Genomic DNA, 25944 nt, shown 5'->3' on the forward strand with positions numbered 1-25944 from the left:
AGTCGGGAGTGGCCCGTGCGTCCGGCGGCCCGGGTGGTCAACTCGCCTCAGGGCAGCTGCTGTTCGGCCCAGATGACCTTACCGGCCGACGTGTAGCGGGTGCCCCAGCGGTCGGCGACCTGCGCGACCAGGAACAGTCCGCGCCCGCCCTCGTCCGTCATCGCCGCGTAGCGCAGATGCGGCGAGGTGCTGCTGCTGTCGTAGACCTCGCAGATCAGGCTGCGGTCGTACAGCATGCGCACCCGGACGGGAGCACCGCCGTAGCGGATCGCGTTGGTGACCAGTTCGCTCAGGATCAGCTCGGTGGTGAAGGACAGTTCGTCCAGGTCCCACCGGGCCAGCTGCCGGGTCACCGAGGCGCGTACGCCCGCGACGGCCGACGGCTCGGAGGGTACCTGCCACTCGGCGATCCGGTCGGCGGCCAGTGCCCTGGTCCGGGCGACGAGCAGGGCGATGTCGTCGCTCGGCCGGTCCTGGAGCCGCGCGTCGAGCACGGCCCGGCAGGTGTCCTCGGGCGACTCGCCGGCCCGCGCCAGCGCGGTGCGCAGCAGTTCGAGGCCCACGTCGATGTCCCGCTCCCGGTCCTCGACCAGCCCGTCCGTGTACAGCACCAGCCGGCTGCCCTCGGCCAGCTCCAGCTCGGCCGTCTCGAACGGCAGTCCGCCGAGCCCCAGCGGGGGACCGGCGGGCACGTCGGGGAAGTCGACGCCGCCGTCGGGCCGGATCAGCGCGGGCGGCGGATGGCCGGCGCGGGCGATGGTGCACCGCCGGGAGACCGGGTCGTAGATCGCGTACAGACAGGTCGCGCCGGTGACCGGCGCGCTGCCGCCTTCCTGCGCCTCGTCCTGGTCGATGCGGGCGACCAGCTCGTCCAGCAGCGCGAGCAGCTCGTCGGGCGGCAGGTCCAGGGCGGAGAAGTTGTGCACGGCTGTCCGCAGCCGCCCCATGGTGGCCGCCGCGTGCAGCCCGTGTCCCACGACGTCCCCCACCACCAGCGCGACCCGGGCACCGGACAGTGGCAGTACGTCGAACCAGTCCCCGCCCACTCCCGCCTGAGCGGGCAGATACCGGTAGGCCATCTCCAGCGCGCTCTGCTCGGGCAGCGTGCGGGGCAGCAGACTGCGCTGCAGGGTCACCGCCATGCTGTGCTCGCGGGTGTAGCGGCGGGCGTTGTCGATGGACACCGCGGCCCGGGCGGCCAGCTCCTCGCCGAGGGCCAGTTCTTCCGCGTCGAACGGCTCGGCCTTCTCCGAACGCCAGAAGCTGACCACGCCCAGCACCAGGCTCCCGGCCCGCAGCGGCACGGCGATCAGCGAGTGGATGCCGTACTCCACGACCTGTGCGGACCGCTCCACATCCTGGGCGCGCCAGCCCGGCGCCTCGCTCAGCCGCGGCTCGACGACGCCCTGACCGCCACTCAGACTGCGCGCCTGCGGTGAGGAGTCGACGAACTTGATCCGCTCGCCCACCGGATACAGCGGCGCGTCCTTGCGGATCCCGCTGAAGGCCGTACGGCGCAGCGGGGTCACCGCCTCCGGCTGGCCGCCGCCCAGCACGGGGTCGAACAGGTCCACGGTGGCGAAGTCCGCGAACCGCGGGACCGCCAGCTCCGCGAGTTCCTCCGCGGTCCGGGTCACGTCCAGGCTCGTCCCGATGGCCGCCCCGGCGTCGTACAGCATGTTCAGCCGTTCCCGCGCTGCCTCCGCACGCCCGGACAGCGCCCGCAGCTCCGTCGAGTCGCGGAGCGTGGCCACACTGCCGGAGGGCCCGCCCTTGAGGTCGGTGGGCCGCTGGTTGACGGCCAGCAGTCGGTCCTGGACCCGGTGCACCTCGTCCGTGGCCACCCGTCCGGACGCCAGCAGCCCGGCGGTGTCGGGAGCCAGACCGAGGTCGAGGACCGGGCGCCCCTCGGCGTCGGCGGGCAGGTCGAGCAGACGGTGCGCCTCGTCGTTGGCGAGCAGCAACTGCCCCTCGCCGCCGACGATGATCACGCCTTCTCGTACGGCATGCAGGACCGCGTCGTGATGCTCGTACATCCGCGTCATCTCATGCGGTCCGAGCCCGTGCGTCTGCCGCAGCAGGCGCTTGCTGACCAGCGCCGTACCCGCGGTGGCCAGGGCCAGTGCCACGGCCGCGGCGATCAGCACGAGCGGCAGCTGCCGGTCCGCGGCGCCGCCCACGTTGGCCGTCGTCATCCCGGCCGAGACGAGGCCCACGACCTGTCCGTCGGGGTCCTTGATGGGCACCACCGCCTGCACCAACGGCCCGATGGTCCCCGTGATCTGTTCGGTCAGGACCTCCCCGGCCAGCGCGGGGCCGAGGGTTCCGACGAACTTCTTCCCGATGCGGTCCGGCTTGGGGTGGGTGTAGCGGATGCCGTCGGTGTTCATGACGACGATGAAGTCCACGCCCGTCGCCTCGCGGGCGGCCTCGGCCCGCGGCTGCAGCACGGCCGTGGGATCCGGGCTCGTCAGCGCCTCACGGGTGCCGGGCGCGTTGGCGAACGCCTCGGCGACCGCGACCGAACGGTTGGTGGCCTCCTTCGTGGTGTCGTGCCGCACCTGCAGCACCAGCGCCACCACCGCGGCCACGACCAGCAGCAGCACGATCACCACCTGCAGGACGAACACCTGCCCGGCGACGCTGCGTCCACGCAGCGCCGCCCCCCTGGCGCGGCCGGGCGCATGAAGGGCGCGTAGACCGCCGGGAGTTCGGGGTGGCCGGGCCTCGGATCGACCCGCTAGTCGGACCATGTGCCCATGTCTACACTGCCGGGCCCCCGGAGGCGAGAGAGGCCACCCACCGTGACAGGTGTGGTCTCTGTCGCAGGGACCGGCTGGTGGACGATCACGGCTCACCGCCCCCGCGGACGCGCGGTGCGCAGCGTGGCCAGCAGCAGCGCGATGTCGTCGGGCCGGTCCGCCGTGCGCCGGGCCGTGGCGGTGAGCCGGTCGGCCATCCCGGCCAGCGAACGGCCGCCCTGGCGTGCGGCGGGCGCGCCCGCCTTGGCCAGCGCGACCCGCAGCGCGCCGATGCCGTCGTCGATGTCCACCCCGGGCCGCTCGACCAGCCCGTCCGTGTACAGCGCCAGCACCGACCCGGGGTCGATCCGCAGCTCGGCCACCGGATAGTGGGCGTGCGGGTCCACGCCGAGCACGACCCCGCCGGGCAGCTCCACCACGTGTGTCCGGCCGTCCGGCCGGCGCAGCAGCGGCGGCGGATGCCCGGCGCGGGCGGCCTGGACCAGCCCGGTCGCCGGGTCGAGCCGCAGGTAGCAGCAGCTCGCGAACAGACCGGCGTCGAGGTCGATGAGCAGATGGTTCGTCCCGCTCATCACCTCGTCCGGCGGCCGGTCCCCGAGCGCGAACGCCCGCACCGCACTGCGCAGTTGTCCCATGGTGGCCGCGGCCTGCACGCCGTGCCCCTGTACGTCCCCGATGACCAGGGCCAGCCCGTCCCCGGCGGTGACCACGTCGTACCAGTCCCCGCCGACCTCCATGCCCTGAGTGCCGGGCAGATACCGCCCGGCGGTCTCCACCAGCGGATGCTCGGACAGCCGCCGGGGGAGCAGGGCCTGTTGCAGCCCGCGCGCCAGCGCCGCCTCGCTCTCGTAGCGCTGTGCTTTCTCCATGGCGTGCGCGATCAGCCCGGCCAGCGCGGTGAGCACCGTACGTTCCTCGGTGCTGAAGCTGCGGGGCCGGTCGAAGCCCAGGATGCAGGAGCCGACCGGCCGCCCCGAGGCGATCAGCGGCAGGAACGCCCGCGCCCCCTCCGTCGCGTCCAGCGCGATGTCCGGATAGGCGTCGGCCAGCTGCTGCATCGAGTCGAAGAACAGTGGACGGCCGCCGGTCAGCGTCTCCACCCCGGGCAGCCGCGCATCCAGCCCCACCCCCTCGAACGGCGCCAGGAACCCCTGCGGGAAACCGGTCTCCCAGGCCAGGTACAGATGCCGTTCCTGGAGCAGATAGATGGCCAGCCGGTTGCCCCCGAACGCGGGCAGCAGTTCCCGCATGACCACGGCGGACACCTGACGGGCGGTGACCGCCTCCGTCAGCGCGATCGCCAGCACGATGGGCCGGTACAAGGGGGCCATGGCGGACGCCGCGCCACCCGTCTCCGGAGCCGGACTGGACGAGGCGTCCACCACCCGGTGCCCCGGGCGGACCGTGCAGGTCAGCAGAGACCGTCCCGGATGCACGGACAGGGTGAGCCAGCCACCCTCGTACGCGCGTGCGCCGCGCTCCGCGCCGTCCGGCGGCGGCCGCCGGACATCGAAGTGCACCGGATCCGGCGACAGCAGCGCACCGCGCAGATGGTCCTCGCACGCGGGCTGGTTCAGCCACGGTACGCCCTCCCACAGGGCCCGGCCCAGCAGCTCGCCCCGCGGCCGGCCGAGCAGCCGCGCGGCCCGTGGATTCGCGTAGACGACCACGCCCAGTCGGTCCAGACAGAACACCCCGTCCGGAAGCAGATCGGCCGCCTCGTCCGCCACCGAGGCCGCCCCCGGATCGTGGACGGTGCCCAGCACCGGCACGCCGTCGTCGGCCCCGCGCAGCTCCACCCGCCGTAGCGCACCGTCCGCGCCGCGCAGGTACAGCGGCAGTCCGGGCGGCCGTCCGGCGGCCGTCTGCCGCAGCGCGGCCAGAAACGCGTCCGCCGCACCAGAAGCGACGGCATCGGTCAGCGCGTGCACGGTCGCGTCCGGTTCCACTCCCAGCCGCCCATCCACGGTCACGGCATCCGTCGCCGGATCCCAGGCGAACCGCCCGACGGGCCCCGGCGGCGGACGCCCGGCCGGCGGTCGGACGCACACCGGCTCACCGTCCCAGGCGACGAACGACGGATCATCGCCCTCCAGCTCCCGCAGCGCCGCCCCCAGCTCCTTCGCCAATCGCCCCAGGCGCTCCCGCACCGGCAGCAGCTCGGTGGCGTCCTCGGCGGGGGGCCGCAGCACGGTCAGCACACCGAACGCCGTCGACGCCCCCACGACCGGGACGTACAGGGACCCGAACGAGAACGGCAGACCGGCCGCGAACTGCGGATAACGGCGCATCGTCTCCAGCGCGTTCGGCAGCACCACCTCCACGCCGAGCCGATGGGCGTCGGCGACCGGGAACGGACTGTCCACGTGCAGCCGCCACCACGGACGGAACAGCGGCCCCGGCAGCCCCGCGAGCACACTCAGCCGCAGCAGTGCGGGCGTGCGGGACCGCAGATAGACCCCTCCCGCATGGCCGTCGGCCGTGCCGACCGCCTCCACCGAGGCATCGATCAGCAACGCCGCCAGCCGTCCGGGCGTGCGCTCTGCGCTCCCAGTCATCGGCCCTACCTCGTCCGTACGCCGTCACGCGGGCGACACAGCAAGAATGCGCCCGAACGCGTCCGGCCCGCACCTGGGAGGCGCGGGAACGGCCGCACCGCCGTCCACAGGACTGCGGCGCCGCACGGCCACCGGCCGGCCACCATGCCGTTACGGCAGGGGAGTTGCCGAGGGATATGTGACCATCCCCTCCACCGAACCTCCTCGATTGCGAATGTGAGGCGGTGATAACACTCCGGAGGCATCCCCCGTCACGCTCTTGGGCATGGATCGGCGCGTTTGACCGCTACCTGACAAGGAGTGATGCGCCCGATGAGCGCCCCCGTACCGTCGCCCACCCCGGCACCGACCGCTCCCGGCGGATGGCCGCTGATCGGACATGCCCATCGGCTCGCCCGTGACCCGCTGCCCTTCTTCACCTCGCTGCGCGCGTACGGCAGCGTCGTGCGCATAGGCATCGGCCCCACCCCCGCCTACGTGGTCACCGACCCCGCGCTGACCCGCCGCGTCCTGGTGACCGACGCCGCCCGGTTCACCAAGGGCGGGAAGATCATCGACGCGCTGCGGGTCTTCTTCGGTGACGGACTCGCCACGGTTGCCGACGGCGACACCCACCTGCGCAACCGCCGCCTGATGCAGCCCATGTTCAACAAGGCGCACATCGCCGGCCGTGGCGACGCCATGATCGACCAGGTGCGGTCCATGGTCGCCGCCTGGCCCGAGGGCCACTCGCGCGACGTGTACGCGGACATGAACGACATCACCCTCGCCGCGTTCCTGGTCGCCCTGTTCGGCACGGACCTGCCGGAACACATCGAGGGCGAGTTCACCGCGCTCATGCCCGCCATCATGGCAGGAACGATTCGCCAGACGATCCTCCCGGGCTGGATCACCCGCCTCCCGCTGCCCGCCAACCGCGCCCATGCGGACCGCGTGGCCCGCCTGCGCGCCCTCATCGACAGCGCGATCGATCACGCGAGCAACCCCGGGAGCCAAGAGACGCAGACCACCCAGTGCCCCCACGCGGCCGCGCGGACGCAGGAGCCGACCGGCCTGTTCCGGACGCTCGTCTCGGCCGGGGACCAGCTCTCCCGGCAACAGCTCCAGGACGAGGCCATCACACTTCTCACCGGCGCAATCGAGACCACCGGCACCACCCTCGCCTGGACCCTGTACGAGATCACCCGACACCCCCACATCGAACAGCGGCTGCGCGAGGAACTGCGCGAGGTGTGCGGGGACAGCCCTTTGCGTTACGCCGACGTGGACCGGCTTCCCTACGCGCGTCAGGTGCTGCAGGAGGCCATCCGCAAGTACGGCCCGGCCTGGATGGTCACCCGTACCGCCGAGCGCGACCTGGACCTCGGCGGTCACCACATCCCCGAAGGGGCGGACGTCGTCTGGAGCCCCTACCTGCACCAGCACGACCCCGCCTACTTCCCGAACCCCGACACCTTCGACCCGGACCGCTGGGAAGCCGGCCGCGCGGCGGCCGCCCGGGGCTCCTTCCTCGCGTTCGGCGACGGACGCCGCAAATGCATCGGCGAGAACTTCGCCTGGGCGGAACTCCAGATCATCCTGGCGACCGTCCTGCAGATCTGGCCGGCCTTCGAGCTCACCTCCCGCCCGCCCCGCCCCCAGGCTGTCGTCACCGTCAAACCCGACACGATGGCCATGGCCTACCACCGAAAGACGTGAGCCCGGCGCCGGGAAACCACCGCTCAGGGCGGCCACGGCAGTGACGGCACCCTCGGCGGCCGGTTACCGTACCGGTCAGTAACCGGACCGCACCGCAGGAGGCGCCCCATGCCGCAGCTCGAAGTCGACGGCGCAGCACTGACGTATGACGACGAGCGCCCCCGCGACGGCGACGGCACACCCCTGGTGTTCGTCCACGGCTGGACGGCCGACCGGCACCGCTGGGACCACCAGGTCGCCCACTTTGCCGGGAACCGCCGGGTGATCCGCCTCGACCTGCGCGGGCACGGTGAGAGCGGCGGGGCGGGTGTACGGACGATCGAGGAACTGGCGACGGACGTCCTCGCCCTCCTCGACCACCTGAAGATCGAACGATGCGTTCTGATCGGCCACTCGATGGGCGGCATGATCGCGCAGACCATCGCCCTCACCCACCCCGACCGCGTGGACCGGCTGGTCCTGGTCAACTCCATCGGCAAGATGGCCTACAGCCGGGGCCGCGGCCTGCTGATGGCCGTGTCGACGCTCGCCCCGTTCAAGCTGTTCGTCGCCGCGAACATCCAGCGGGCGTTCGCTCCCGGCTCTCCGCGCGAGGTGGTCCGGGAGTACATCCGCGCGTCCGCGGACACGCCCCGGGAGGTCGTGATGACGCTCTACGGCGCCATGCGGGCCTTCGACGTCCTCGACCGCGTCGGCGAGATCCGCGTCCCCACCCTCATGGTGCACGGCTACCACGACATCCAACTGCCGGTGGGGCAGATGCTGCGGATGGCGAAGGCCTACCCGGACGCGGTGGTCCGCATCATCGACGCCGGCCACGAACTGCCGGTGGAGAAGCCGGAGGAACTGACCGGGGCCATCGCCCACTTCCTCACCGGCCCCGCCTACTGACCACCCCCACTCCCGCCACACGGCCCTGCATCACAGGCCGGGCATGGTGGCTCTCCCTGTCGGAACAGCGGACGACGACGGGGGACACCACACATGCCCGGACCACGACAGGAACAGACGGAAAGGCACCGCAGGAGCGAACTCCGCCACCGGAGGGCCCGAGCGGCCTGCCGGGCCCGCGAACGGGCCGAACGCCGGCGCGCATCGGCGACGACGGCGGAAACCCGCCGCAGCGCCCACACCCGGCGCCGCCGAGCCTGGGGGACCGGCGCCGTCCTCCTGGGCCTGCTACTGGCACCCACGGGTGCCCTCGAACTGCTCGCGATCGACGAGGCCCGCGACACGGCACGGGCGTTCCACGCGGCACACCCGTGCCCCAAGCCTCGCACCACGCCCACCGAGGACTGCCTGCGCACCCTCCCCGCCACGGTGACCGAGGAGAAGCCCGGGCCGGACGGGACGTACACCCTGAAGCTCGACGGCGCACCACCCATCCCGCCCGCCCTGCACCTGAAGGACCCCGACCCGGCGCTGCGCACCTTGCGGCCATCGACCGTTCCACGACGGCGACGTCCCGAGCCGAACGCCGCAATGCCGCCGCGCTGCGGGACGGCAGGCCACGATCGCCACGGCGGCCTTCACCGAGCCCGCCCTGGCCTCGGCGGCCTGACCGACTGTCGCTTCGACAGGATCTTCGCGATCAACGTCAACCTGTTCTGGACCGGCCCCGCCCGCACCGAACTGGCGCTCGCGACAAGGCTCCTGGCACCCGCCGGGACCCTGTACGCGTTCTACGAGCCGCCGGTCGGGCGGCGTACCGAACTGGTCTCGAAGGTCACCACGACCTTCGAGGCAGGCGGCTTCACCACGGAGGTCCTGCGCACGGAGCCGATCGTGGCGATCGCGGGCCGCCGGGGCCCGCGGGAAGGACCGGGTCCCGGCCCTCAGGCCGTGGTACGGAGGGTGCGCTTGGCGAGTTCGTACGCCGGGAGCATCGCCTCGTGCTCCTCGCTGTCCAAGCCGCCCAGGTGCAGCACAACGGGGCCCCGCGCGGTGGTGACGGCGAGGGCCCGCTCCGTCTTCGTCTCCTCCAGGATCTTGCTGGTGGTGAGGTACTCCACCTCGACGCCCGCGAGTTCACCGGCCGTGAAGGTCCGGTACGTCTCCCCGCTCACGTTGCTCTCCGCGCCGACGAACGCCTTCAGAACGGCACGGGCGTCGTCGTCTCCGGGCTCGCCGGTCCAGACCCGGAGGAAGCCGATGTGCCCGGCGGGCTTGGCGTCGATCTCGCAGGCGGCGGTGACGGGCCCCTGCCGCAGGAGCGCATCGGCGACCTCGCGGGCCAGCTCGTCCGCGGCGTCCTGCCCGGCCTGTGCGTCAACGGCCTCCGCCGTCCAGCCCTCCGCGGTGTCGAAGGCGACGGGAAGCTCACACGCGGACCCGTCCCCGCCGAGTGTGCCGCCCTTGCCGACAGCCGCGCCCGCCGACGCAGTCCCGGACGCCTTGGCGTCCACCGCTTCCCCGTCCTCCGAACAACCCGCCAACACCACCGCCAGCAAGGCCGCACATACGACCCGCCGCCCCGGCACCCCCACCCCGACCTGCACGTCTGTCTCCCTACTCCCTCTCCGGCCGCACACAGTAACGCGCGCGGGACAACCATCCGACGGCACGGTCGGTCGTATGTCGTGTCGTACAACGACACAAGGGGAGACAGCGATGCGAAAGGCGAGGGTGGCCAGACTGCTGGTCACGTTATTCGCGGGGACGGCACTGGTGTTCGCGGGGCCGGCCGTGGCGCAGGCCGTGGGCCAGGGCAGCGACGCCGCGGAGGACGTGCCACGCGTCGAGATGGAAGTGAGGGAGTTCAACGCGATCGTCCCGCAGCCCTACACACCCGACCCCAACGCCTACTTCGGGCCGTACAAGTGCCAGTTGTACATCCGGGACTGCTGGCCCACCGCCGGCTGCGGCGGCTTCTCCATCTACACCAAGCTGAGCCATGTGCGCGAACAGCCCGGCTACACCGAGGGAGTGGAGGACAACTCCCACTTCCAGGCGACCGTCGAAACGTCCCGCACTTTCGGCTGCATGGACGAGAACGGCGTCTTCGACCGGAGCACCGCCTTCGAAGTGGAGGAACAGCGGCGCATGTCCTCCTACTACTGCACCCCATAACGTCGTACGTGCTGTACCAGTACCGCACCACCGAGACGAACGACTTCGGACCGGGCTTCTTCGTCAACTTCGCGCCGGTGCAGGTCGAATGCGCCGAGGGCATGACCCCGACGCAGGACGACCTCAAGGTCGACGACGTACGGATCAGCATCGCGGACTCGCCGGTCTTCGCGAACCGCACCTGGGAGTTCGGGCCGTTCACTGCGGGCAGCGGCGCGTGACCCGTGCTCTGTTGCGCAGCCTGCCGACCGGCGCCTGCCTGGCAGGCTGCGCGCAGAACGCCCCGACACACGACCGTAATTGCACTTTCAAGTGATCTGGGGATGCCGCCAGGATCGCGTTGCCCGAGCACGCCGCACCGTCCTCGAAAGGCACCCGCATGCGCAGCAGACCCCTTGTTCTCCTCGCCGGCGTCACAGCGCTCCTGTGCACGACGGCGTCACCGGCACACGCCCGCGTCCAGCCCGGCCTCACCTACTCGGGTGAGGGTACGTTCTACGGCGCGACCGGTGTCGGAAACTGTCTCTACGACGCCACCAGCGACATCGGCATCGCGGCCCTCAATCACACCGACTACGACAACTCCCGCATGTGCGGGGCCTATCTCAAGGTCAAGGGCCCACGAGGCGAGATCACGGTGAAGATCGTCGACCGCTGTCCGGAGTGCGCCCCCGGAGACATCGATCTCGGCGAACGCGCCTTCGCCCGCATCGCCGACCCCGTGGCAGGCCGGGTACCGATCACCTGGCAGCTGGTCAGCCCGGACATCGGCGGCCCCGTCGCCTACCGCTACAAGGAGGGCTCCTCGCAGTGGTGGTGCGGCATCCAGGTACGCAACCACCGCAATCCCGTCGCCACTCTGGAAGTCCGCACCGGCTCCACGTGGCGACAGTTGCCGCGCTACGAATACAACTACTTCGTCTCGGAGAACGGCACCGGCTGCGGCTCCGACATCCGGATCACGGACATCCACGGCCAGACCCTCACCGACACCGGCATCACCATCACCCCGAACGTCGACCAGCCCGGCCGGGCCCAGTTCGACAAACGATGACCTCGCGTGGTCCTGCGGGCAGGCCCAGTCCCGCAGGACCGCGGTCGTGGTCAGCCCGCCCGTACGACGAATCGCTGATCGGCCCGCGCCGGTGCACGGCTCCTCGATCGCTTCGACGCCTTCGGCGGTGTCCTCGTCGAGGATGCCGCCGCACCGGCCGCTGCCCAGTGGCCGTGGCGAGGCTGCAGCCGGTGAAGCCGCCGGGCGTCGTGGTGGAGGAGTCGGTTCGGGACATTTCCGGTCACCCGGCGATTTCCGGCCGTGGTGCAGGTCGGCGTGTCCTCCGCGTGTTGGCTTCTTTTCGACCCTCCAGACGCCTGAACTCCGGTTCTGAGTGACCTCTGGGGAGCGTGTGGAGAAGATGTGCTTAAAATCTGAAGCCTGTTCGAAGAGAGGTCATGGGTGAGCGAACCGACAGGCCCCGTCTGCCCGGAATGCGGCACGTCCCGGGCAGCGGATGGCACACCGGCCTGCACCTGCGGTCGCCGCGCGTCCGACGCTCACCGCGAGACGCGTATGGCGGAGGCGGCCGCCGCGGAGGACTTCGATCCGCTGCGTATACGCCCGTTCGTGGAAGTCGGAGACAACTCCGCGCCCCCGGACGCTTCTACGACCTCGTCCGAAGCCGAAAGCACCGGCACGGACGAACAGGTGGACGCCGCCAGGAAGTCCGGAGCCACGCAACAGCCAACTCTCTTGCAGGACTTGGGCAGCGCACCCACGAGCCCGCTTGAAGACGGGCCGAACCACACCCCCGCGCCGCGCGACGAGCACCCCTCGGCCGACAGCACCCAGGACCGTCGACGACGGCGGCGCCGAGCCGTGCTGGCAACCGGCGCGGGAGCCGCCGCGGCCGTCCTGGTGACGGGGGGATTCGTCGGCGGACTCTTCTCGTACACGGGCCCCGTGCGCGACGGCTCACAGCCCGACGGCATGCGGGCGAGCGTGCCGGAGAAATCGTCCGGGAGCGATACGTCGTCCGTGTCTCCGTCCTCGACGGTGTCCGCGCCGGAACCGTCCGAGACCTCACCGTCCTCCCCGGCCGCGAGCCCGGCCACTCCAACCGGCTCCACCACGCCGACCGAGTCGAAACCGAGCGCCGACGTCACCGCCACGGCCGCACCAGCACCGAGTACGTCGGACGGAGTGGCCCCCGTCCTCCGCTTCGGCGACTCGGGACCTGAGGTCACCGAACTCCAGCTCCGCCTACGGCAGATCGGCTTCTACAACGGTGACATCAACGGCAACTACGACCGTCAGGTCGAGAACGCGGTAAGCGGATACCAGCTCACCCGCGTCATCCTGCGGGACGAGTCGGGTGTCTACGGCAAAGAGACCCGGACCTCCCTCGAGTCCGAAACCTCGGAGCCATGACGTCGTTCGAGGCCTTGGCCGGGCGGGCCCCGGCCTTTTCGGCTGGAACCTCTTTGCTCGCCTGATCGTCCTCCACGGTGAGGACGGATGTTCATAGTGTGCGTGTCCTGTTCACGCGGGAAGAGGGCTGCCATGCAGGCGAGTGACCCGACCAAACTGGAGACCACCCTGCCCGACGGCCGACGCATGACACTGTCCCTCCCGGCGACGGACGCGGCGTGGGCGGCTGACGGCATCAAGGGCCTGCGTACGGTCGCGCCCACGCACACGGGCCGCGGCGAGGAACCTCCGGCTCTCCCCGCTCAGCCCGCCATGCCGCTTGAAGTGGCTCTTCTTGGCCTGGGTGCCTGACTGCGGTTCCTTACCCCTGAACCGGGCTGGGCCGGCGAAGGTCAGTGCGGCCGGCGTAGTCCTGCGATGAGGAGTTCGACCAGTCGACGTGCGTCGTAGCGGGGGTCGCTGTCCGCGCCGATGCAGAGGTTCCCGACGCCGCGCATGAGCTCGTAGGCCTCCAGATCGGATCGAATCTCGCCAGAATCGGCTGCGGCGTCGAGCAGTTGGTCGCACACGGGCACGAGCCGGTCGAGGAAGTAGGCGTGCAGCGTGTCGAAGCCGGCGTCGTCGGAGTGCAGCACGGCGGCGAGTCCGTGTTTGGTGACCAGGAAATCGACGAAGAGGTTGATCCACTGCCCGAGTGCGGCGTGCGGAGTCGCGTTGGTCGCCAGCAGGGTCGGCCCGGCCTCGGCGCAGGCGTCGACCTGGTGCCGGTAGACGGCGATGATGAGGTCCGCTCGCGTCGGGAAGTGGCGGTAGATCGTGCCCAGTCCGACGCCGGCCTCGGCTGCGATGTCGCGTACCGGCGCTTCCACGCCTGACCTGACGAAGACCGCGGCGGCCGCGTCGAGCAGAGTCTCCTTGTTGCGCCGGGCGTCCGCCCGTTTGGACCGGACTGCACGCCCTGCGCCCTCGTCGCCGTCGTTCACCGCGCCGCTCCTCCGCTACCGACCTTGCTAAACGGAACGGTGTTCCGTATCGTTCCGGAACGAGGTTCCGTTTGCTCATGATGTCAGAGCAGAGGGCCGACAACCAAGCCACACATTGCCACCACGCTTCATCCGCAATGGAGGAACACGGTCATGCAGTACCGCACCTTGGGCCGCACCGGTGTGCAGGTCAGCTCCCTCGCGCTCGGCGCGATGAACTTCGGTGCGATCGGACGCACCACCCAGGACGAGGCCACCGCCATCGTCGACGCCGCCCTCGAGGCCGGGATCAACCTCATCGACACCGCCGACATGTACAGCGACGGCGAGTCGGAAGAAATGGTCGGCAAGGCCATCGCCGGCCGTCGCGACGACATCGTGCTGGCCACAAAGGCGACCATGCCCATGGGCGACGAGCGCAACCATCAGGGCAGTTCCCGCCGCTGGTTGGCCACCGCGCTGGACAACAGTCTGCGCCGCCTTGGTGTCGACCACGTCGATCTCTACCAGATCCACCGGTGGGACCCGAGCACCAGCGACGAGGAGACCCTGTCGGCGTTGACCGACCTGCAGCGCGCGGGAAAGATCCGCTACTTCGGCTCCTCGACCTTCCCGGCCTACCGCATCGTGCACGCCCAGTGGGCCGCCCGCGAGTATCACCTGAGCCGTTACGTCACCGAACAGCCCAGCTACTCGATCCTGCAGCGCGGGATCGAGGCCCACGTACTGCCCGTGACCGAGCAGCACGGGCTCGGTGTGCTGGTGTGGAGCCCGCTGGCCTCGGGCTGGCTGTCGGGCGCGATCCGCGAGGGCCGGGACATCACCACCAGCCGCTCGACGTTCATGCCGGAACGCTTCGACACCACCATCCCCTCCAACCGGGCCAGGCTCGACGCCGTCGAGCAGCTGGCCGAGGTCGCCGACCAGTCGGGCCTGACCATGATCCAGCTCGCGCTCGGCTTCGTGACCGCGCACCCCGCCGTCACCAGCGCGCTCATGGGACCCCGCACGCCGGACCACCTGCACGCGCAACTCGCCGCCGCCGACACCGTGCTCTCCGACGACGTACTTGACGCGATCGACGCGATCGTCGCCCCCGGCACCGACCTCGCCGCGCACGAGAAGTACGACACTCCGCCCGCGCTGCTCGACCCGTCACTGCGGCGCCGCTGATCGCCCGAGGCGCGGCGTCCACATCCTGTCCCGCGGTTCCCGAGTCCGAGGGAACCGCGCAGGCGTCCGGCGAGAAGGTGCTCCTCCTGGAAAGGACCAACAGCTCCATGCCCCACACACCCCGGCCCCGTTTCGGAATCATGACCGCCCCCATGCAGGTCGACTACCACGACGTCCTGCGGGTCTGGCGCGAGGCGGACGCGATCCCGGAGATCGAGCACGCATGGTTGTTCGATCACCTCATGCCGATCGGTGGCGACCCGGACGGGCCGACCTTCGAGGGCTGGACGCTGCTCTCGGCCCTCGCCGCCCACACCCGACGACTGCGACTCGGCGTGCTGGTGACCAGTAACAGGTTCCGGCCGCCCGCGATGCTGGCCAAGATCGCCACGACCGTCGACATCGTCTCCGGCGGACGGCTCGACTTCGGCATCGGCGTCGGCTCACGCCCCAGCCCTCCCCTTGCCAGGCGTGAGTACGCAGCACACGGCCTGCCCTTCCACGACACCGCGCACGCCGTGGGGAGCCTCGCCGAAGCCTGCACGGTGATCCGGCGGTTGTGGACCGAGGAGAAACCGTTCGACCATCACGGCATCCACCACCACCTCACCGGCGCGTTCGGCAATCCCAAACCCGTCCAGCGCCCCCACCCGCCGATCCTCATCGGCGGACGCTCGTCCGCGACGCTGCGCGTGGCCGCCGAGCACGCCGACCTGTGGAACATCCCGGGCGGCGCCATCGACGACGCCGTCCGCCGCAGCGCACTCCTGGACCGCTACTGCGCCGAGATCGGCCGGGACCCCGCCTCGGTCACCCGCTCGATCCATCTGCCCGTCGTCTACGACCGGCCCAGCGCCACCCGGCACGCGATCGGCGAAGCGCTCGACGCCGGCTTCCGGCACATCGTCCTCGGACTGCCGGCGCCCTACCCCGCCGACGTCGCCCGGTGGGTCACCGACGAGCTGATCAGCGCGTCGGCCCGAAGTGCCGGTTTCTGAGCCCGGGTCAGCAGCGTGCGCCCTGTGCGCCGCCTTGACCCGAAGGCCGCTTCCAACTCTGCCTCACGAGGCGCTGTCCGGCTGGGGATCGGGGACCGACATGGCCCAGGTACCCATGGCGTCGAGGACGTCGCGCAGTCCCTGGCCGAGGGGGGTGAGACGGTATTCGACGCGTGGGGGGATCTCGGCGTAGGTGGTGCGGGTGACGATGCCGTGAGCTTCGAACTGGCGCAGCCGGCTGGTCAGGGTGTGCGGGCTGATGCCGGGCAGGGCGGCGCGGAGCTCGGTGAAGCGGTGGGGGCCGTGCAGGAGTTCGCGCACGATGAGGGTGGCCCAGGGGCCGTTGAGCAGGGTGAGGAAGCGGGCGACACCGCACTCAGGAAGGCAGGGGTTGGTCATTTTTTGAGCGTAGTCCATTAGTGCAGTTGATGTAACTGATGCATCGTGTGCACTAATGGCTTCCCTAACCTATGTGATTCACGGCGCCACCGGCGCCCAGGGTGGCCCCGTCGTCGCCGGGATGCGCGAGGCGTTGCGCTACGGCGTTTCAGCGACGCTGTTCCGTGACGCCTCCCGCCGACGGCAGGCCCACCGTCCACGACCGGCGCCGCAGGTCACCCGGCGCGACGGGAGCGGGCCAGGGCCAGCCCCCCGAGGGCCAGGGCGATCAGCCCCACCACCAGGGCCACGATGGCCCCGCCCAGCCCGTTGCCGGTGCCGATACCACCGTCGGAGGTGGCGACGACCAGCCCTCCGAGGCCCATGGCGATCGGCCCCGCCGCCAAGGGCACGATGGTGCCGAGTCGCCCGGAGCCGGAGCCGGTGCCGAAACGACCGGCGGGCCGCACCAGAGCCAGCACACCGACGACCACGCCGATCAGCCCCAGCACGGCGGCCAAGCTGGCCCCGAGCCGGCCGGCGCTCAGGGAGAACACACTCGCGGCGGCCGGCTGGAGCGAGGCGTGCGCGGCCGCCGGCGCGGCAAACGCAAGGTGGACCGACATCAAGGCTCCCGATGAGCTCATGTCCCTCTCCTCTTTCGTGCGTGTCTGTCGTGGTGTCGTTTCCGAGGTGTGGATGCCGTCCGATCATGTCGTCGGGCGCACCGCCGGTCGTCCCGCGGACGCATGCACTTCGCGCTGCCGCCGATGGCGCACCCGGATGCCGCGGATGCCGCAGACGCCGCGAAGGTACTGCGTGCGCGGTAGCCGGCCGCTCGTCCCCGAGCCGGACTCGCCCGTGGCGGCATCCGGCTAGGGTGCGCGCATGACCACAGGAGGGCCCGGAATCCCGGACGGTGTAAGAGACTGGGCGATCGCCGTCGGTGTGGCGGTGACGCTGCTGGTCACCGGGCTGTCCGGGCAGCACTCCGCCACGAACCTCGACCTGCTCGGCTACGTGCTCCTGGCGGTCGGCGGGCTGGCGCTGGTCGCGCGCCGCCGAGCGCCGGTTCCCGTCCTGGCCGTCACCGGGCTGTGCGCGGTGAGTTACCAGGCTGTCGGCTTCGACGTGCCTGCCGTTGCGTACCTGTTCGCGGTGTACGCGGCTGTACGGGAGGGACACCGCACCCTCACGATCGCGGCGAGCGTGACCATGCTGGCCGTCCTCCCTCTGGCGGCCCTGGCCTCCCTGCACGACGCGGGCGAGGCGTTCACGCAGGCCCGAGGCGCTCTCGAGATTGCCTGGCTGATCGCGGCCGGCGCCGCGGGGGAGGCGCTGCGGCAGGCCGAGCGGCGGGCGGACGAGGCCGAGCGCACCCGGGAGGAGACCGCACGGCGCCGCGCTGACGAGGAGCGGCTGCACATCGCGCGGGAACTGCACGATTCGCTCACCCACCAGATCTCGATCATCAAGGTGCAGGCCGAAGTCGCCGTCCATGTGGCCCGCAAGCGCGGCGAACAGGTACCGGCGGCCCTCCTGGCGATCCAGGAGGCCGGACGTGAGGCGACCCGGGAGCTGCGCGCCACCCTGGAGGCGCTGCGCGACGACGACACGGCCCCGCCGCGAGGGCTCGACCACGTCCCGGAACTGGTGGAACGGGCCCGCACCATCGGCCTGGACGCGACGCTGACGATCGAAGGGCAACGACACGACGTGCCGGCCGCGGTGGAACGTACCGCTTACCGGATCGTTCAGGAATCGCTCACCAACATCGTCCGGCACGCGGGCGCCGTCACGGCGTCGGTCCGGATCGACTGCCGTCCGGACGCCCTCGCGATACGCGTCGACGACGACGGCAAGGCCACACCGGACACCGCCCCGGTGCCCGGCGTCGGCCTGCTCGGTATGGGCGAACGAGTCACCGCACTCGGCGGTCGGCTGCGGGCGGAGCCGCGCGGCGAGGGCGGCTTCACCGTCCAGGCCGAACTCCCCGTGGACCGGGCGTCGTGATCCGTGTCCTGCTGGTCGACGACCAGCCGCTTCTGCGCAGCGGATTCCGTGCGCTCCTCGACCTCGAGGACGACATCGAGGTGGTGGCCGAGGCCGGCGACGGGAGGGAGGGCCTGGCCCTCGCCAGGGAACTGCTGCCCGACATCGTGCTCATCGACATCCGGATGCCCGTCGTCGACGGCATCGAGGCGACCCGGCAGATCGCCGCGGACCCGGCCCTGGCGGGGGTGCACGTCGTCATCCTCACCAACTACGGCTTCGACGAGTACGTCTTCGAAGCGCTGCGTGCCGGTGCGGCAGGATTCCTCGTCAAGGACATCGTGCCGGAGGATCTCCTTCATGCCGTACGGGTCGCCGCGCGCGGTGACGCCCTGCTCGCACCGTCGATCACCCGCAGGCTGATCAACCGGTACGTCACCCAGCCGTTGCCCACCCATGTGGGCCCGGAGCTGAAGGAGCTGACCAACCGCGAACGCGAGGCCGTCGCCCTGGTCGCGCAGGGCCTGTCCAACGACCAGATCGCCGACCGCATGGTGATCAGCCCGATGACCGCGAAGACCCACATCAACCGGGCCATGACCAAGCTGCACGCCCGCGACCGTGCCCAACTCGTGGTGTTCGCCTACGAATCCGGCCTGGTCGCCCCGCGCAACCGCTGACCTCGACGGGCCCGCCGCTCGGGCAGGAGGCCGCGCGTCAGGTCCGGGCGACCCGCGTGGCCCGCGCGAGGGACAGGAAACCGGTCAGCCCCACTTCGAACGCCCGGTCCGCTCGCCCCTCGCCCACCGCCGCCGGCGCCTCGGCCAGCCGAGGCGTGGGGGTGCCGTCCGTCAGCTCCCACATCTTCTCCGGTGCCGCGAGGTCGAGCGCCGAGCCCAGCACCAGGTTCTCCAGGGCGATGAGCAGCGGCATGACCTCACCGGCGGCGAATCCGGCGTTCAGCAGCAGCGTCACCGCCCGCTCGTACTGTTCCAGCACCGGGGAGCCCGGACGGTCAGGAGTGCTGCGGCGGAGTCATGGACGGCACCGTCGAGGGCGGCACGGCCTGGTTCGACCACCCCGACTGCCACGGGCAGGGCACGCACGCCTTCTGGCCCGACCCCGAGGCGTACGCCGCCGCCGTACGGCACCTGCACACGGCCGGGGTTCGCACGGCCACCCACGCCATCGGCGACGCGGCGGTCCGGCACGTCCTGGACGTGGTGGCCGCACTGGGACCGTCCGGCCACGGGGCACACCGCATCGAACACATCGAGACCGCGCCGGACGACCTGCTGCCCAGGTTCGAGCAACTCGGCGTAACGGCGTCCATGCAACCCCCGCACACCGCCTACACCCGCGCCGACGGCACCGACGGATGGTCCCGCCGCCTGGGCGCCGACCGAGCCGCCCACGCCTGGCGGCTACGGCATCTGCGCGACGCGGGCGCCACCGGGTAGGGGCTGCCGTCTGGCATCTGGGTGAAGCCGGACAGGCACCCGATGACTCGGCGGAACCTGTCCGGGCGCAGCCACGCTGCGGTGAAGGCGCAGTTGCCGGCGCTGCTGCCACCGCAGATGCCCCACCGGTCGTCGAATGCGTCGTACTCGGTGTTGCGGTTCTTCGGATCCTCGGCGTCGGGGAAGACACCGGGGTCGACGAACACGCCGATGGTGACCGGGATGTCACCGCTGTGGACGAGGTTGTCCAGGACGATCGCGCCGCGGACTCCCCCTCGGGATCCAGGTACCACCATGCGTGCGCGCGGGCACATGCACCCAGAATTTCGGTGACGTGCCGGGGTAGATCGCGCTGTCGTCCCAGGCGAACTCGATGGTCTCACCGGCGGGCACCCCTGATGTACAGGGGGTTCAGGACGCCTGCCGAGCTGCACGGCTGCCCCTCAGACCTACTCGGGTGTGCCCCGGTTCTTGAGATCGGGCGTCCGGCATCGCCGACCCGACTCAACCGAAGACGTGCTTGGGGACTGCCAGATCCGGGTTGGCGAACAGGCGGGTCAAGGCCGGCAGATCGTCCTTGGAGCAGGCATCGGCGACCGCGTCGATCAGCTGGTCGTAGTCGGGTCCGGTCCTGCCCTCGTAAGCCGCGGTCATGAGGCCCCACTCGTCCCAGTTCAGTGTCTCCTGCTTGCAGAGCGCGGCGAGATCGCGGACGACGTTGCCGCTGATCTCATGTGGTCCCCAGGCATGGTCGGTGCCGGCCGTGCCGAACGTGTGTGGATCGATCAGGCCGCGTCGGTATTGGCCCCATGCCTCGCCTCGCCGCCCGTGAGGAACTCGCCAGGAGCGAGGTCGTCCGGGCGGGCGACGAAGTTCCTGCCGAGATGTTCGGTGTCGACGCGCACCCATCGGTGCTGGGAGTCTTCCCAGTACTCGGTGATCCAGTGGTCGAAGCCGAACCCCTCCTGGAAGTAGGTGCCGAAACCACACCGGGCGCGGGAGGCGACGCCGCGCGCCCGCAGGATCGCGCAGGCGATCGTGGCGAAGTGACGGCAGGTTCCGATCACCCGCGTTTCGGGCGTTCGAGGCTGGTGCAGTGGAGCCGGATCCAGGGCGGTCAGCACGGCAATGAGTTCGTTGGCGGGCCGAATGTTCTTCTCCGCGATCCGCTCCTCAGGAATCCCTGACGCGGAGGCGTCCGTGGGCTGGATGACGAGGCTCTGAACGGCGGCGCAGATGCCGACGGGGTCGTCTGGCAGCCCCTCGATGAGCGGGAGTTGCGTCGCGTCCAACGTCGTGAAGGGGCCAGGCTGTGAGTAGTTGAGCACGTCATCGGTCATAACCGGGCATGGTAAGGGCCCGGTCTGACATCCGGGCCGGCTCAGCGCCGCCGACCTCTGACGCCTCTGCGAGACATCGACGCGCGCGCGACCTGCACGGTCGTAGCAGCGCCGCGCGCGGCTGAACCCTGGGCGCCTGTTCGGGTGTCATCGCCTGCGTCCGGTCTCATTCGGAGTCCTGTACTGCATTTGTGCAGATATGCGCGATGGCCCGTTTTCCATGCAACGGTCGTACGCGGCCGGGAGTCTCATGGGTAAGGGGTGCGACTCCACGCGCCACTTCAGTACAGCTCAGTACTGCTCACGGGGGATACGGGGAATTGGTATGAGTGATCGTCGTTTTGCTGCGCGCGACGCGCGTATTCGGGCCGCCGAGGCCGAGTTCCAGCGCCACGTACCGGTCCACGCCGGCAACGGGGAGGAGACGGACCACCCGTTCGTCTGCACCTACTCCAAGGCGCTGCCGCACAACAAGTACGGAGAGGTCGACCCGGCCGCCTACCACCTGCTGCTGCGGGCGCTGGCCACCGGCAGCTACGAGGACTTCGAGCGGATCCCGCTCGCAGACACCCGCAAACTGGTCAACCCGCAGGCCGGGCTGGCCTTCGACGGACAGGGCCCGGACCCTCAGGCGCTGTCCATGCCGCCTGCGCCGCGCATCGACAGCGCGCAGAACTCGGCCGAGGCGGTCGAGCTGTACTGGATGGCGCTGTGCCGTGACGTGTTGTTCACGCGGTTCGGCGACAGCGAGCTGGTCGCCGAGGCGGCCACCGAACTGAGCGGGCTGGAGGACTTCCGGGCGCCCAAGCAGAACGGCCTGGTCACTCCGCAGACCATCTTCCGCGGGGACACCCGGGGCGACCTGGCCGGGCCGTATCTCTCGCAGTTCCTGCTCAAGGACATCCCGTACGGCACGCTGCTGATCCCGCAGCGGCAGGACACCCTGGTCCGCCCGGTCGACCACCTGACCACCTGGGGCGACTGGCTGGAGGTGCAGAACGGTTCCGAACCCGAGCCGGACGAGCGGGACTTCGCGCGGCGGCGGTACATCCAGACGCCGCGGGACCTGGCGCACTACGTGCACTTCGACGCGCTGTACGAGGCGTACCTGAACGCCGCCCTCATCCTGCTGGGCATGGAAGCGCCGGTGGATCCGGGCAATCCGTACAACTTCTCCCGCAATCAGATCGGATTCGGGACGTACGGCGGCCCCCACATCCTCTCGCTCGTCACCGAGGTGGCCACCCGTGCCCTGAAGGCGGTGTGGTTCCAGAAGTGGTACGTCCACCGGCGACTGCGGCCGGAGGAGTTCGGCGGCCGGGTCCACCAGCAGCTGCGCGGACAGCGAGAGTATCCCATCGACTCCGGGGTGCTGGACTCCGTCGCCGTCAAGCGGGTCTTCGAGAAGTACGGCAGCTACCTGCTGCCCCAGGCGTTCCCCGAGGGGAGCCCGACCCACCCCTCCTACGGCTCCGGACACGCCACCGTGGCGGGGGCGTGCGTGACCATCCTCAAGGCGTGGTTCAACGAGTCGCACATCCTGCCCGACCCGGTCGTGCCCACCACCGACGGTACGGCCTTGGAGCCGTACGCCGGTGCGGACGCCGACCGGCTGACCGTCGGCGGTGAGCTCAACAAGGTCGCCGCCAACGTCGCCACCGGGCGCAACATGGCGGGCGTGCACTGGCGTACCGACTACACCGAGGCTGTGCGGCTGGGTGAGGAGGTCGCCATCGGCGTGCTGCGCGAGGTCAAGGAGTCGACTCTGGAGGACGCGGTCTTCACCCTCACTCGCTTCGACGGCACCACCCTCGCCGTCTGACCTCACGGCCGACCTGTCGATCGTGCACGCGCCCACCACCCGGTCCGCGGAGCATCGATTGCCGCCCGGGCGTGCCTGTCGCCGAGCGTCTCAGGGCGTGTGGCGGGGCGTCGTCCGGGCATCGGTGTCCGTGCCGGGGGACAGGCGGGTTCCGCGGGCATGTCGGAGGCGGATGAGTGCCGTTGGAGTGATGGGTCGGCCTGGAAGAACGTCAGATGGGTTGCGGCACAGGGGGAGAGCGGGCAGGCACGTCGCGTCGAGGGCACCGTCGGGTTGGACCTGTGTGAGCCACACCACATGTCGGGGGTGCATAGCGGGGGAGGGGCCAGTGTCTTTATGGAAGGTGTAGGGGTGAGTTGAGGTAAGGGACGACGCTGATGGGGCAGTTGCGGGCCGATGAGTTCGACCGGTTCGTGGCGGCTCGGTGGTCGGCGTTGCTTCACCTGGCGCGGCTGCTCACCGGCGGAGACCGGCACCGGGCCGAGGATCTGCTGCAGGAAGCGCTCGTCAAGCTGTGGTTTGCCTGGCCGAAGGTGGCCGAGCAGGCGCCCGAGGCATACGTGCGCAGGGTCCTGGCCCGTGCCGCAGCGCGCTCGGCACGGCGTCGCTGGTGGGGCGAGCACCCCGTGGACCAGCTGCCCGACCCGCCCGAGCTGGGAGACGAGACCGCCGCCGTGGACGAACGGACCCGGTTGGAAGCCATGCTGGCGTTGCTGCCGGCGCGGCAGCGGGCTGCGGTGGTGCTGCGCTACTACCAGGACCTGCCCGAGCGACACGTCGCGGAAGTGCTGGGGTGTCCGGTGGGTACCGCCCGTTCGCTCACGGCACGCGGCGTCGGACGGTTGCGGCAGCTTCTGGCTGACACCGTCAAGCCGGTGGAGTGAAGAAGGAGCCATGGATCACTTCGAGCAGGAGCTGGCACGGATGATGCGTGACAGCCAGGAGGACACGCCCTACGAGGACCGGCACCGATATCGACTGCAAGCCGGCGTTCGCGCCCGACGGCGCGCCCGGAGGGCTTGGTTGGCCACCGGATCCGTGCTGACCATTGCCGGACTTGGAGTCGGACTGATGGTCCTGCCGAGCTCTTTCGCTCAGGGGGGGCCTACTGGCCCTCAGCCTGGCCCCGTCACCTCTGCCGAGTCGGTCCCGAAGCCGTCGACGGCCCGCCCCGCCTCCACTGCCAAGGGGGCGCCGATGCCGACCGACACGTCACCTACCAGGCCGGTGCCGATGCCGACGCGGACCTCAACTGCGAGGTAGCGCCTTGGCCAGGTTCAAGCGGTCCCGAGGGGAAAGCTGACCACGTGATCCGTGAGAACGCGACCGCGTCCGTCGACGTGCCGCGGAAGGCGGCGAATCGCCGGTCGACCTCCTGGGAACGGCGGCTGCGCCTCTTCGGGTATGCAGAGCGGCCGCGTACGTCCGTGCGCGACCGCCTGGTGGTGCCGTTTCCCGAGCCTCCGTCACGGCTGTGGCGCACGCTCGGGCTGTCCCCGGTGGCGGCGGACCGGCTGGCGCGCTGGTCGGGGCGGGGCGGGCCGCTGCTGGTGGCGCTGCTTGCCGGGCTGCCGCGCTTTTGGCGTCTGGGCAGTCCGCGAGCGGTCGTGTTCGACGAGACGTACTACGCCAAGGACGCCTGGTCCTTGCTGCGGCTCGGCTACGAGGGCACCTGGCCGGACCGAAAGGTCTCCGACCCGCAGATCCTGGCCGACCCCCAGGTGATCACGCTCTCCGACACCGGAACCTTTGTCGCGCACCCGCCGGCCGGGAAGTGGGTGATTGCCCTCGGCGAGTGGATGTTCGGCCTCAACCCGTTCGGCTGGCGCTTCATGACGGCGGTCCTGGGCACGCTGTCGGTGCTGATGCTGTGCCGCATAGGCCGCCGCCTGTTCCGGTCGACGGTGCTGGGCTGCCTGGCCGGCGCACTGCTGGCGGTGGACGGTCTGCACTACGTGATGAGCCGCACCGCTCTGCTCGACCTCGTCGTCATGTTCTTCGTCCTGGCGGCGTTCGGATGCCTGCTCATCGACCGGGACAGCGCGCGGGCCCGGCTCGCGGCAGCCTTACCAGTGGCTGAGGACGGCCGCGCACGCCCGGACCAGGACACCGGCGACCGCGCCGGGACCGGAGCGCGTCCATGGCGGCTCGCAGCCGGCTTCTTCCTGGGACTGGCGGCCTCGACCAAATGGAACGGCCTGTATTTCCTGGTCTTTTTCATGATCCTGACCGTGCTGTGGGACGTCGGCTCCCGCCGCGTCGCGGGAGCCCGCCACCCGTACCGGGCGGTGCTGCGCAGGGACCTCGGCCGGTCGGTGTTCTCCCTCCTTCCGGTTGCCGTGGTGACGTATCTGGCGACGTGGACCGGCTGGTTCCTGTCCGACGACGGTCACGGGCGGCACTGGGCGGACGGCCGCGGCGGCACCTGGTCGTGGATCCCGGCCCCGCTCCGCAGCCTGTGGCACTACGAGTACGGGGTCTACCGGTTCAATGTGGGACTGCACACTCCGCACAAGTACGAGTCGAACCCGTGGAGCTGGCCGGCCCTCGGCCGCCCTGTGCTGTTCCACTACCAGTCGCCGAAACCCGGCAAGGACGGCTGCCAGACGACCTCCGACTGCTCGCAGGCGATCCTCGCCCTGGGCACGCCGTTGCTGTGGTGGTCGGCATGCTGCGCACTGGTGTATCTGCTCTATCGCTGGGCGCTGCGCCGCGACTGGCGCGCGGGCGCCGTCCTGTGCGCGGTCGGTGCCGGCTACCTTCCGTGGTTCCTGTACCAGGACCGAACGATCTTCTCCTTCTACGCCGTCGTCTTCGTGCCGTACCTGTGCCTGGCCGTGACGATGATGCTGGGCGCGCTGCTGGGTCCGCCGGGCATGAATGACAAGCGCCGCAAACGCGGTGCGGTGGCTGCGGGCGCGCTGGTGCTGCTCATCGCCTGGAACTTCATCTACTTCTTCCCGATCTACACGGGCCTGACGATTCCTTATCCCAGCTGGCACACGCGCATGTGGCTCGACACCTGGATCTGAACTGCGTCCTCACGGTCTCCGACGTCGTGCCGCACCGTGGCTCACCCGGATGCGACGGGCCAGGGCCGTGGCCGCCCTTCCCGCATCGTCTGAGCCAAGCCGCCTTGAGTTCCTCGGGACTCCAGCCGTGACACGGCAGGTCGGCTCCGTCGATCTGTGTGTCCAGGGCTCGTCGAGCCAACCACCGACGCGCCCTGGACCAGCCCAGGGTTCCCGACCGGTTCCCGAAGAACTTCTGAAAAGCCCCTTAG

23 protein-coding genes and 2 pseudogenes are annotated in these 25944 nt (G+C 70.6%); 15 read left to right on the forward strand and 10 right to left on the reverse strand.

What is annotated here, in order from left to right; genetic code table 11:
* Positions 1-47: 47 nt before the first annotated feature.
* On the reverse strand, positions 48-2753 hold the full coding sequence (locus AQJ91_RS45530) for a SpoIIE family protein phosphatase (protein WP_079085693.1): 2706 nt from the start codon (positions 2751-2753) through the stop codon (positions 48-50).
* Positions 2754-2854: 101 nt separating this feature from the next.
* Positions 2855-5320 carry a SpoIIE family protein phosphatase gene (locus AQJ91_RS45535; RefSeq protein WP_067035327.1) on the reverse strand — a complete coding sequence of 822 codons (2466 nt, stop codon included), beginning with the start codon at positions 5318-5320 and terminating at the stop codon, positions 2855-2857.
* A gap of 312 nt (positions 5321-5632) precedes the next feature.
* Between AQJ91_RS45535 and AQJ91_RS45540 the strand changes: the two genes are divergently transcribed.
* Together AQJ91_RS45540 and AQJ91_RS45545 are read left to right on the forward strand one after the other, a co-directional pair.
* Positions 5633-7018, forward strand: coding sequence for a cytochrome P450 (locus AQJ91_RS45540; protein WP_067035330.1), 1386 nt, complete (start codon positions 5633-5635; stop codon positions 7016-7018).
* Between the two features lie 108 nt (positions 7019-7126).
* Positions 7127-7909 (forward strand): alpha/beta fold hydrolase, encoded by a 783-nt coding sequence (locus AQJ91_RS45545; RefSeq protein WP_067035333.1) that lies wholly within the window; start codon positions 7127-7129, stop codon positions 7907-7909.
* 944 nt (positions 7910-8853) lie between these two features.
* Here AQJ91_RS45545 and AQJ91_RS45550 read toward each other — a convergent pair.
* Positions 8854-9516 (reverse strand): lipoprotein, encoded by a 663-nt coding sequence (locus AQJ91_RS45550; protein ID WP_067035336.1) that lies wholly within the window; start codon positions 9514-9516, stop codon positions 8854-8856.
* A gap of 112 nt (positions 9517-9628) precedes the next feature.
* On the opposite strand from AQJ91_RS45550, the gene AQJ91_RS45555 reads away from it, so the two are divergent.
* The 5 genes from AQJ91_RS45555 to AQJ91_RS45575 all read left to right on the forward strand — a co-directional run bounded on the left by AQJ91_RS45555 (position 9629) and on the right by AQJ91_RS45575 (position 12866).
* Positions 9629-10087 (forward strand): hypothetical protein, encoded by a 459-nt coding sequence (locus AQJ91_RS45555; protein ID WP_067035340.1) that lies wholly within the window; start codon positions 9629-9631, stop codon positions 10085-10087.
* Positions 10088-10095: 8 nt separating this feature from the next.
* On the forward strand, positions 10096-10308 hold the full coding sequence (locus tag AQJ91_RS45560) for a hypothetical protein (protein WP_067035343.1): 213 nt from the start codon (positions 10096-10098) through the stop codon (positions 10306-10308).
* Positions 10309-10466: 158 nt separating this feature from the next.
* On the forward strand, positions 10467-11141 hold the full coding sequence (locus AQJ91_RS45565) for an expansin EXLX1 family cellulose-binding protein (RefSeq protein ID WP_079085695.1): 675 nt from the start codon (positions 10467-10469) through the stop codon (positions 11139-11141).
* A gap of 516 nt (positions 11142-11657) precedes the next feature.
* Complete coding sequence (locus AQJ91_RS45570; protein WP_324618059.1) at positions 11658-12515, forward strand: peptidoglycan-binding domain-containing protein; 858 nt, start codon at positions 11658-11660, stop codon at positions 12513-12515.
* A gap of 132 nt (positions 12516-12647) precedes the next feature.
* Entirely contained in the window at positions 12648-12866 is a 219-nt protein-coding gene (locus AQJ91_RS45575; protein ID WP_067035352.1) for a hypothetical protein, read from the forward strand.
* A gap of 41 nt (positions 12867-12907) precedes the next feature.
* Here AQJ91_RS45575 and AQJ91_RS45580 read toward each other — a convergent pair whose 3' ends face one another.
* Positions 12908-13498, reverse strand: a complete 591-nt coding sequence (locus AQJ91_RS45580) for a TetR/AcrR family transcriptional regulator (RefSeq protein ID WP_067035355.1) — start codon at positions 13496-13498, stop codon at positions 12908-12910.
* Between the two features lie 153 nt (positions 13499-13651).
* Between AQJ91_RS45580 and AQJ91_RS45585 the strand changes: the two genes are divergently transcribed.
* Complete coding sequence (locus AQJ91_RS45585) at positions 13652-14671, forward strand: aldo/keto reductase (protein ID WP_067035359.1); 1020 nt, start codon at positions 13652-13654, stop codon at positions 14669-14671.
* Between the two features lie 107 nt (positions 14672-14778).
* The gene (locus AQJ91_RS45590) at positions 14779-15669 is read left to right on the forward strand and encodes an LLM class flavin-dependent oxidoreductase (protein ID WP_067035361.1); all 891 of its coding nucleotides are present in this window, start codon (positions 14779-14781) and stop codon (positions 15667-15669) included.
* A gap of 63 nt (positions 15670-15732) precedes the next feature.
* Here the strand turns inward: AQJ91_RS45590 and AQJ91_RS45595 are convergent, their stop codons facing one another.
* Both AQJ91_RS45595 and AQJ91_RS45600 read right to left on the reverse strand, forming a co-directional pair.
* On the reverse strand, positions 15733-16068 hold the full coding sequence (locus tag AQJ91_RS45595) for a winged helix-turn-helix transcriptional regulator (RefSeq protein ID WP_067035364.1): 336 nt from the start codon (positions 16066-16068) through the stop codon (positions 15733-15735).
* Positions 16069-16283: 215 nt separating this feature from the next.
* A complete protein-coding gene (locus AQJ91_RS45600) occupies positions 16284-16694 on the reverse strand; it encodes a DUF6223 family protein (RefSeq protein WP_067035367.1) in 411 nt (136 codons plus the stop codon).
* Positions 16695-16935: 241 nt separating this feature from the next.
* Between AQJ91_RS45600 and AQJ91_RS45605 the strand changes: the two genes are divergently transcribed.
* Positions 16936-18060 (forward strand): sensor histidine kinase, encoded by a 1125-nt coding sequence (locus AQJ91_RS45605; RefSeq protein ID WP_067035369.1) that lies wholly within the window; start codon positions 16936-16938, stop codon positions 18058-18060.
* Complete coding sequence (locus tag AQJ91_RS45610) at positions 18057-18719, forward strand: response regulator (protein ID WP_067035372.1); 663 nt, start codon at positions 18057-18059, stop codon at positions 18717-18719. The genes AQJ91_RS45605 and AQJ91_RS45610 overlap by 4 nt, the downstream gene beginning before the upstream one ends.
* Positions 18720-18756: 37 nt before the next feature.
* Here AQJ91_RS45610 and AQJ91_RS45615 read toward each other — a convergent pair.
* Positions 18757-19085, reverse strand: a pseudogene (locus AQJ91_RS45615) (TetR/AcrR family transcriptional regulator); the annotation flags it as partial.
* Between AQJ91_RS45615 and AQJ91_RS45620 the strand changes: the two are divergent.
* A pseudogene (locus AQJ91_RS45620) lies at positions 19068-19490 on the forward strand (amidohydrolase family protein); the annotation flags it as partial. The pseudogenes AQJ91_RS45615 and AQJ91_RS45620 sit on opposite strands and share 18 nt — an antisense overlap.
* Here AQJ91_RS45620 and AQJ91_RS58625 read toward each other — a convergent pair.
* The 3 genes from AQJ91_RS58625 to AQJ91_RS45625 all read right to left on the reverse strand — a co-directional run bounded on the left by AQJ91_RS58625 (position 19391) and on the right by AQJ91_RS45625 (position 20839).
* Positions 19391-19795, reverse strand: a complete 405-nt coding sequence (locus AQJ91_RS58625; protein WP_407697053.1) for an alpha/beta hydrolase — start codon at positions 19793-19795, stop codon at positions 19391-19393. The pseudogene AQJ91_RS45620 and the gene AQJ91_RS58625 overlap by 100 nt on opposite strands.
* Before the next feature lie 208 nt (positions 19796-20003).
* Positions 20004-20153 (reverse strand): hypothetical protein, encoded by a 150-nt coding sequence (locus AQJ91_RS56995; protein WP_234383423.1) that lies wholly within the window; start codon positions 20151-20153, stop codon positions 20004-20006.
* Between the two features lie 131 nt (positions 20154-20284).
* Entirely contained in the window at positions 20285-20839 is a 555-nt protein-coding gene (locus AQJ91_RS45625) for a transglutaminase domain-containing protein (protein WP_234383424.1), read from the reverse strand.
* Positions 20840-21164: 325 nt separating this feature from the next.
* Here AQJ91_RS45625 and AQJ91_RS45630 point away from each other — a divergent pair, with 325 nt between their 5' ends.
* From AQJ91_RS45630 to AQJ91_RS45640, 3 genes are all read left to right on the forward strand, one after another.
* Positions 21165-22661 (forward strand): vanadium-dependent haloperoxidase, encoded by a 1497-nt coding sequence (locus tag AQJ91_RS45630; protein WP_067035377.1) that lies wholly within the window; start codon positions 21165-21167, stop codon positions 22659-22661.
* A gap of 377 nt (positions 22662-23038) precedes the next feature.
* The gene (locus AQJ91_RS45635; protein ID WP_067035379.1) at positions 23039-23545 is read left to right on the forward strand and encodes a SigE family RNA polymerase sigma factor; all 507 of its coding nucleotides are present in this window, start codon (positions 23039-23041) and stop codon (positions 23543-23545) included.
* A gap of 456 nt (positions 23546-24001) precedes the next feature.
* Complete coding sequence (locus AQJ91_RS45640; RefSeq protein ID WP_234383425.1) at positions 24002-25693, forward strand: dolichyl-phosphate-mannose--protein mannosyltransferase; 1692 nt, start codon at positions 24002-24004, stop codon at positions 25691-25693.
* The last annotated feature ends 251 nt before the right edge of the window (positions 25694-25944 follow it).

The sequence above is a fragment of the Streptomyces dysideae genome, from assembly GCF_001514305.1.
GTDB classification, from domain to species: domain Bacteria; phylum Actinomycetota; class Actinomycetes; order Streptomycetales; family Streptomycetaceae; genus Streptomyces; species Streptomyces dysideae.

Bases quoted from the DNA above. Each gene is read 5' to 3' on its own strand.
- AQJ91_RS45530 (WP_079085693.1), bottom strand. From the start codon at position 2,753: ATGGTCCGACTAGCGGGTCGATCCGAGGCCCGGCCACCCCGAACTCCC.
- AQJ91_RS45535 (WP_067035327.1), bottom strand. From the start codon at position 5,320: ATGACTGGGAGCGCAGAGCGCACGCCCGGACGGCTGGCGGCGTTGCTG.
- AQJ91_RS45540 (WP_067035330.1), top strand. From the start codon at position 5,633: ATGAGCGCCCCCGTACCGTCGCCCACCCCGGCACCGACCGCTCCCGGC.
- AQJ91_RS45545 (WP_067035333.1), top strand. From the start codon at position 7,127: ATGCCGCAGCTCGAAGTCGACGGCGCAGCACTGACGTATGACGACGAG.
- AQJ91_RS45555 (WP_067035340.1), top strand. From the start codon at position 9,629: ATGCGAAAGGCGAGGGTGGCCAGACTGCTGGTCACGTTATTCGCGGGG.
- AQJ91_RS45565 (WP_079085695.1), top strand. From the start codon at position 10,467: ATGCGCAGCAGACCCCTTGTTCTCCTCGCCGGCGTCACAGCGCTCCTG.
- AQJ91_RS45570 (WP_324618059.1), top strand. From the start codon at position 11,658: ATGGCGGAGGCGGCCGCCGCGGAGGACTTCGATCCGCTGCGTATACGC.
- AQJ91_RS45575 (WP_067035352.1), top strand. From the start codon at position 12,648: ATGCAGGCGAGTGACCCGACCAAACTGGAGACCACCCTGCCCGACGGC.
- AQJ91_RS45585 (WP_067035359.1), top strand. From the start codon at position 13,652: ATGCAGTACCGCACCTTGGGCCGCACCGGTGTGCAGGTCAGCTCCCTC.
- AQJ91_RS45590 (WP_067035361.1), top strand. From the start codon at position 14,779: ATGCCCCACACACCCCGGCCCCGTTTCGGAATCATGACCGCCCCCATG.
- AQJ91_RS45595 (WP_067035364.1), bottom strand. From the start codon at position 16,068: ATGACCAACCCCTGCCTTCCTGAGTGCGGTGTCGCCCGCTTCCTCACC.
- AQJ91_RS45600 (WP_067035367.1), bottom strand. From the start codon at position 16,694: ATGAGCTCATCGGGAGCCTTGATGTCGGTCCACCTTGCGTTTGCCGCG.
- AQJ91_RS45605 (WP_067035369.1), top strand. From the start codon at position 16,936: ATGACCACAGGAGGGCCCGGAATCCCGGACGGTGTAAGAGACTGGGCG.
- AQJ91_RS58625 (WP_407697053.1), bottom strand. From the start codon at position 19,795: ATGGTGGTACCTGGATCCCGAGGGGGAGTCCGCGGCGCGATCGTCCTG.
- AQJ91_RS56995 (WP_234383423.1), bottom strand. From the start codon at position 20,153: ATGACCGCGGCTTACGAGGGCAGGACCGGACCCGACTACGACCAGCTG.
- AQJ91_RS45625 (WP_234383424.1), bottom strand. From the start codon at position 20,839: ATGACCGATGACGTGCTCAACTACTCACAGCCTGGCCCCTTCACGACG.
- AQJ91_RS45630 (WP_067035377.1), top strand. From the start codon at position 21,165: ATGAGTGATCGTCGTTTTGCTGCGCGCGACGCGCGTATTCGGGCCGCC.
- AQJ91_RS45635 (WP_067035379.1), top strand. From the start codon at position 23,039: ATGGGGCAGTTGCGGGCCGATGAGTTCGACCGGTTCGTGGCGGCTCGG.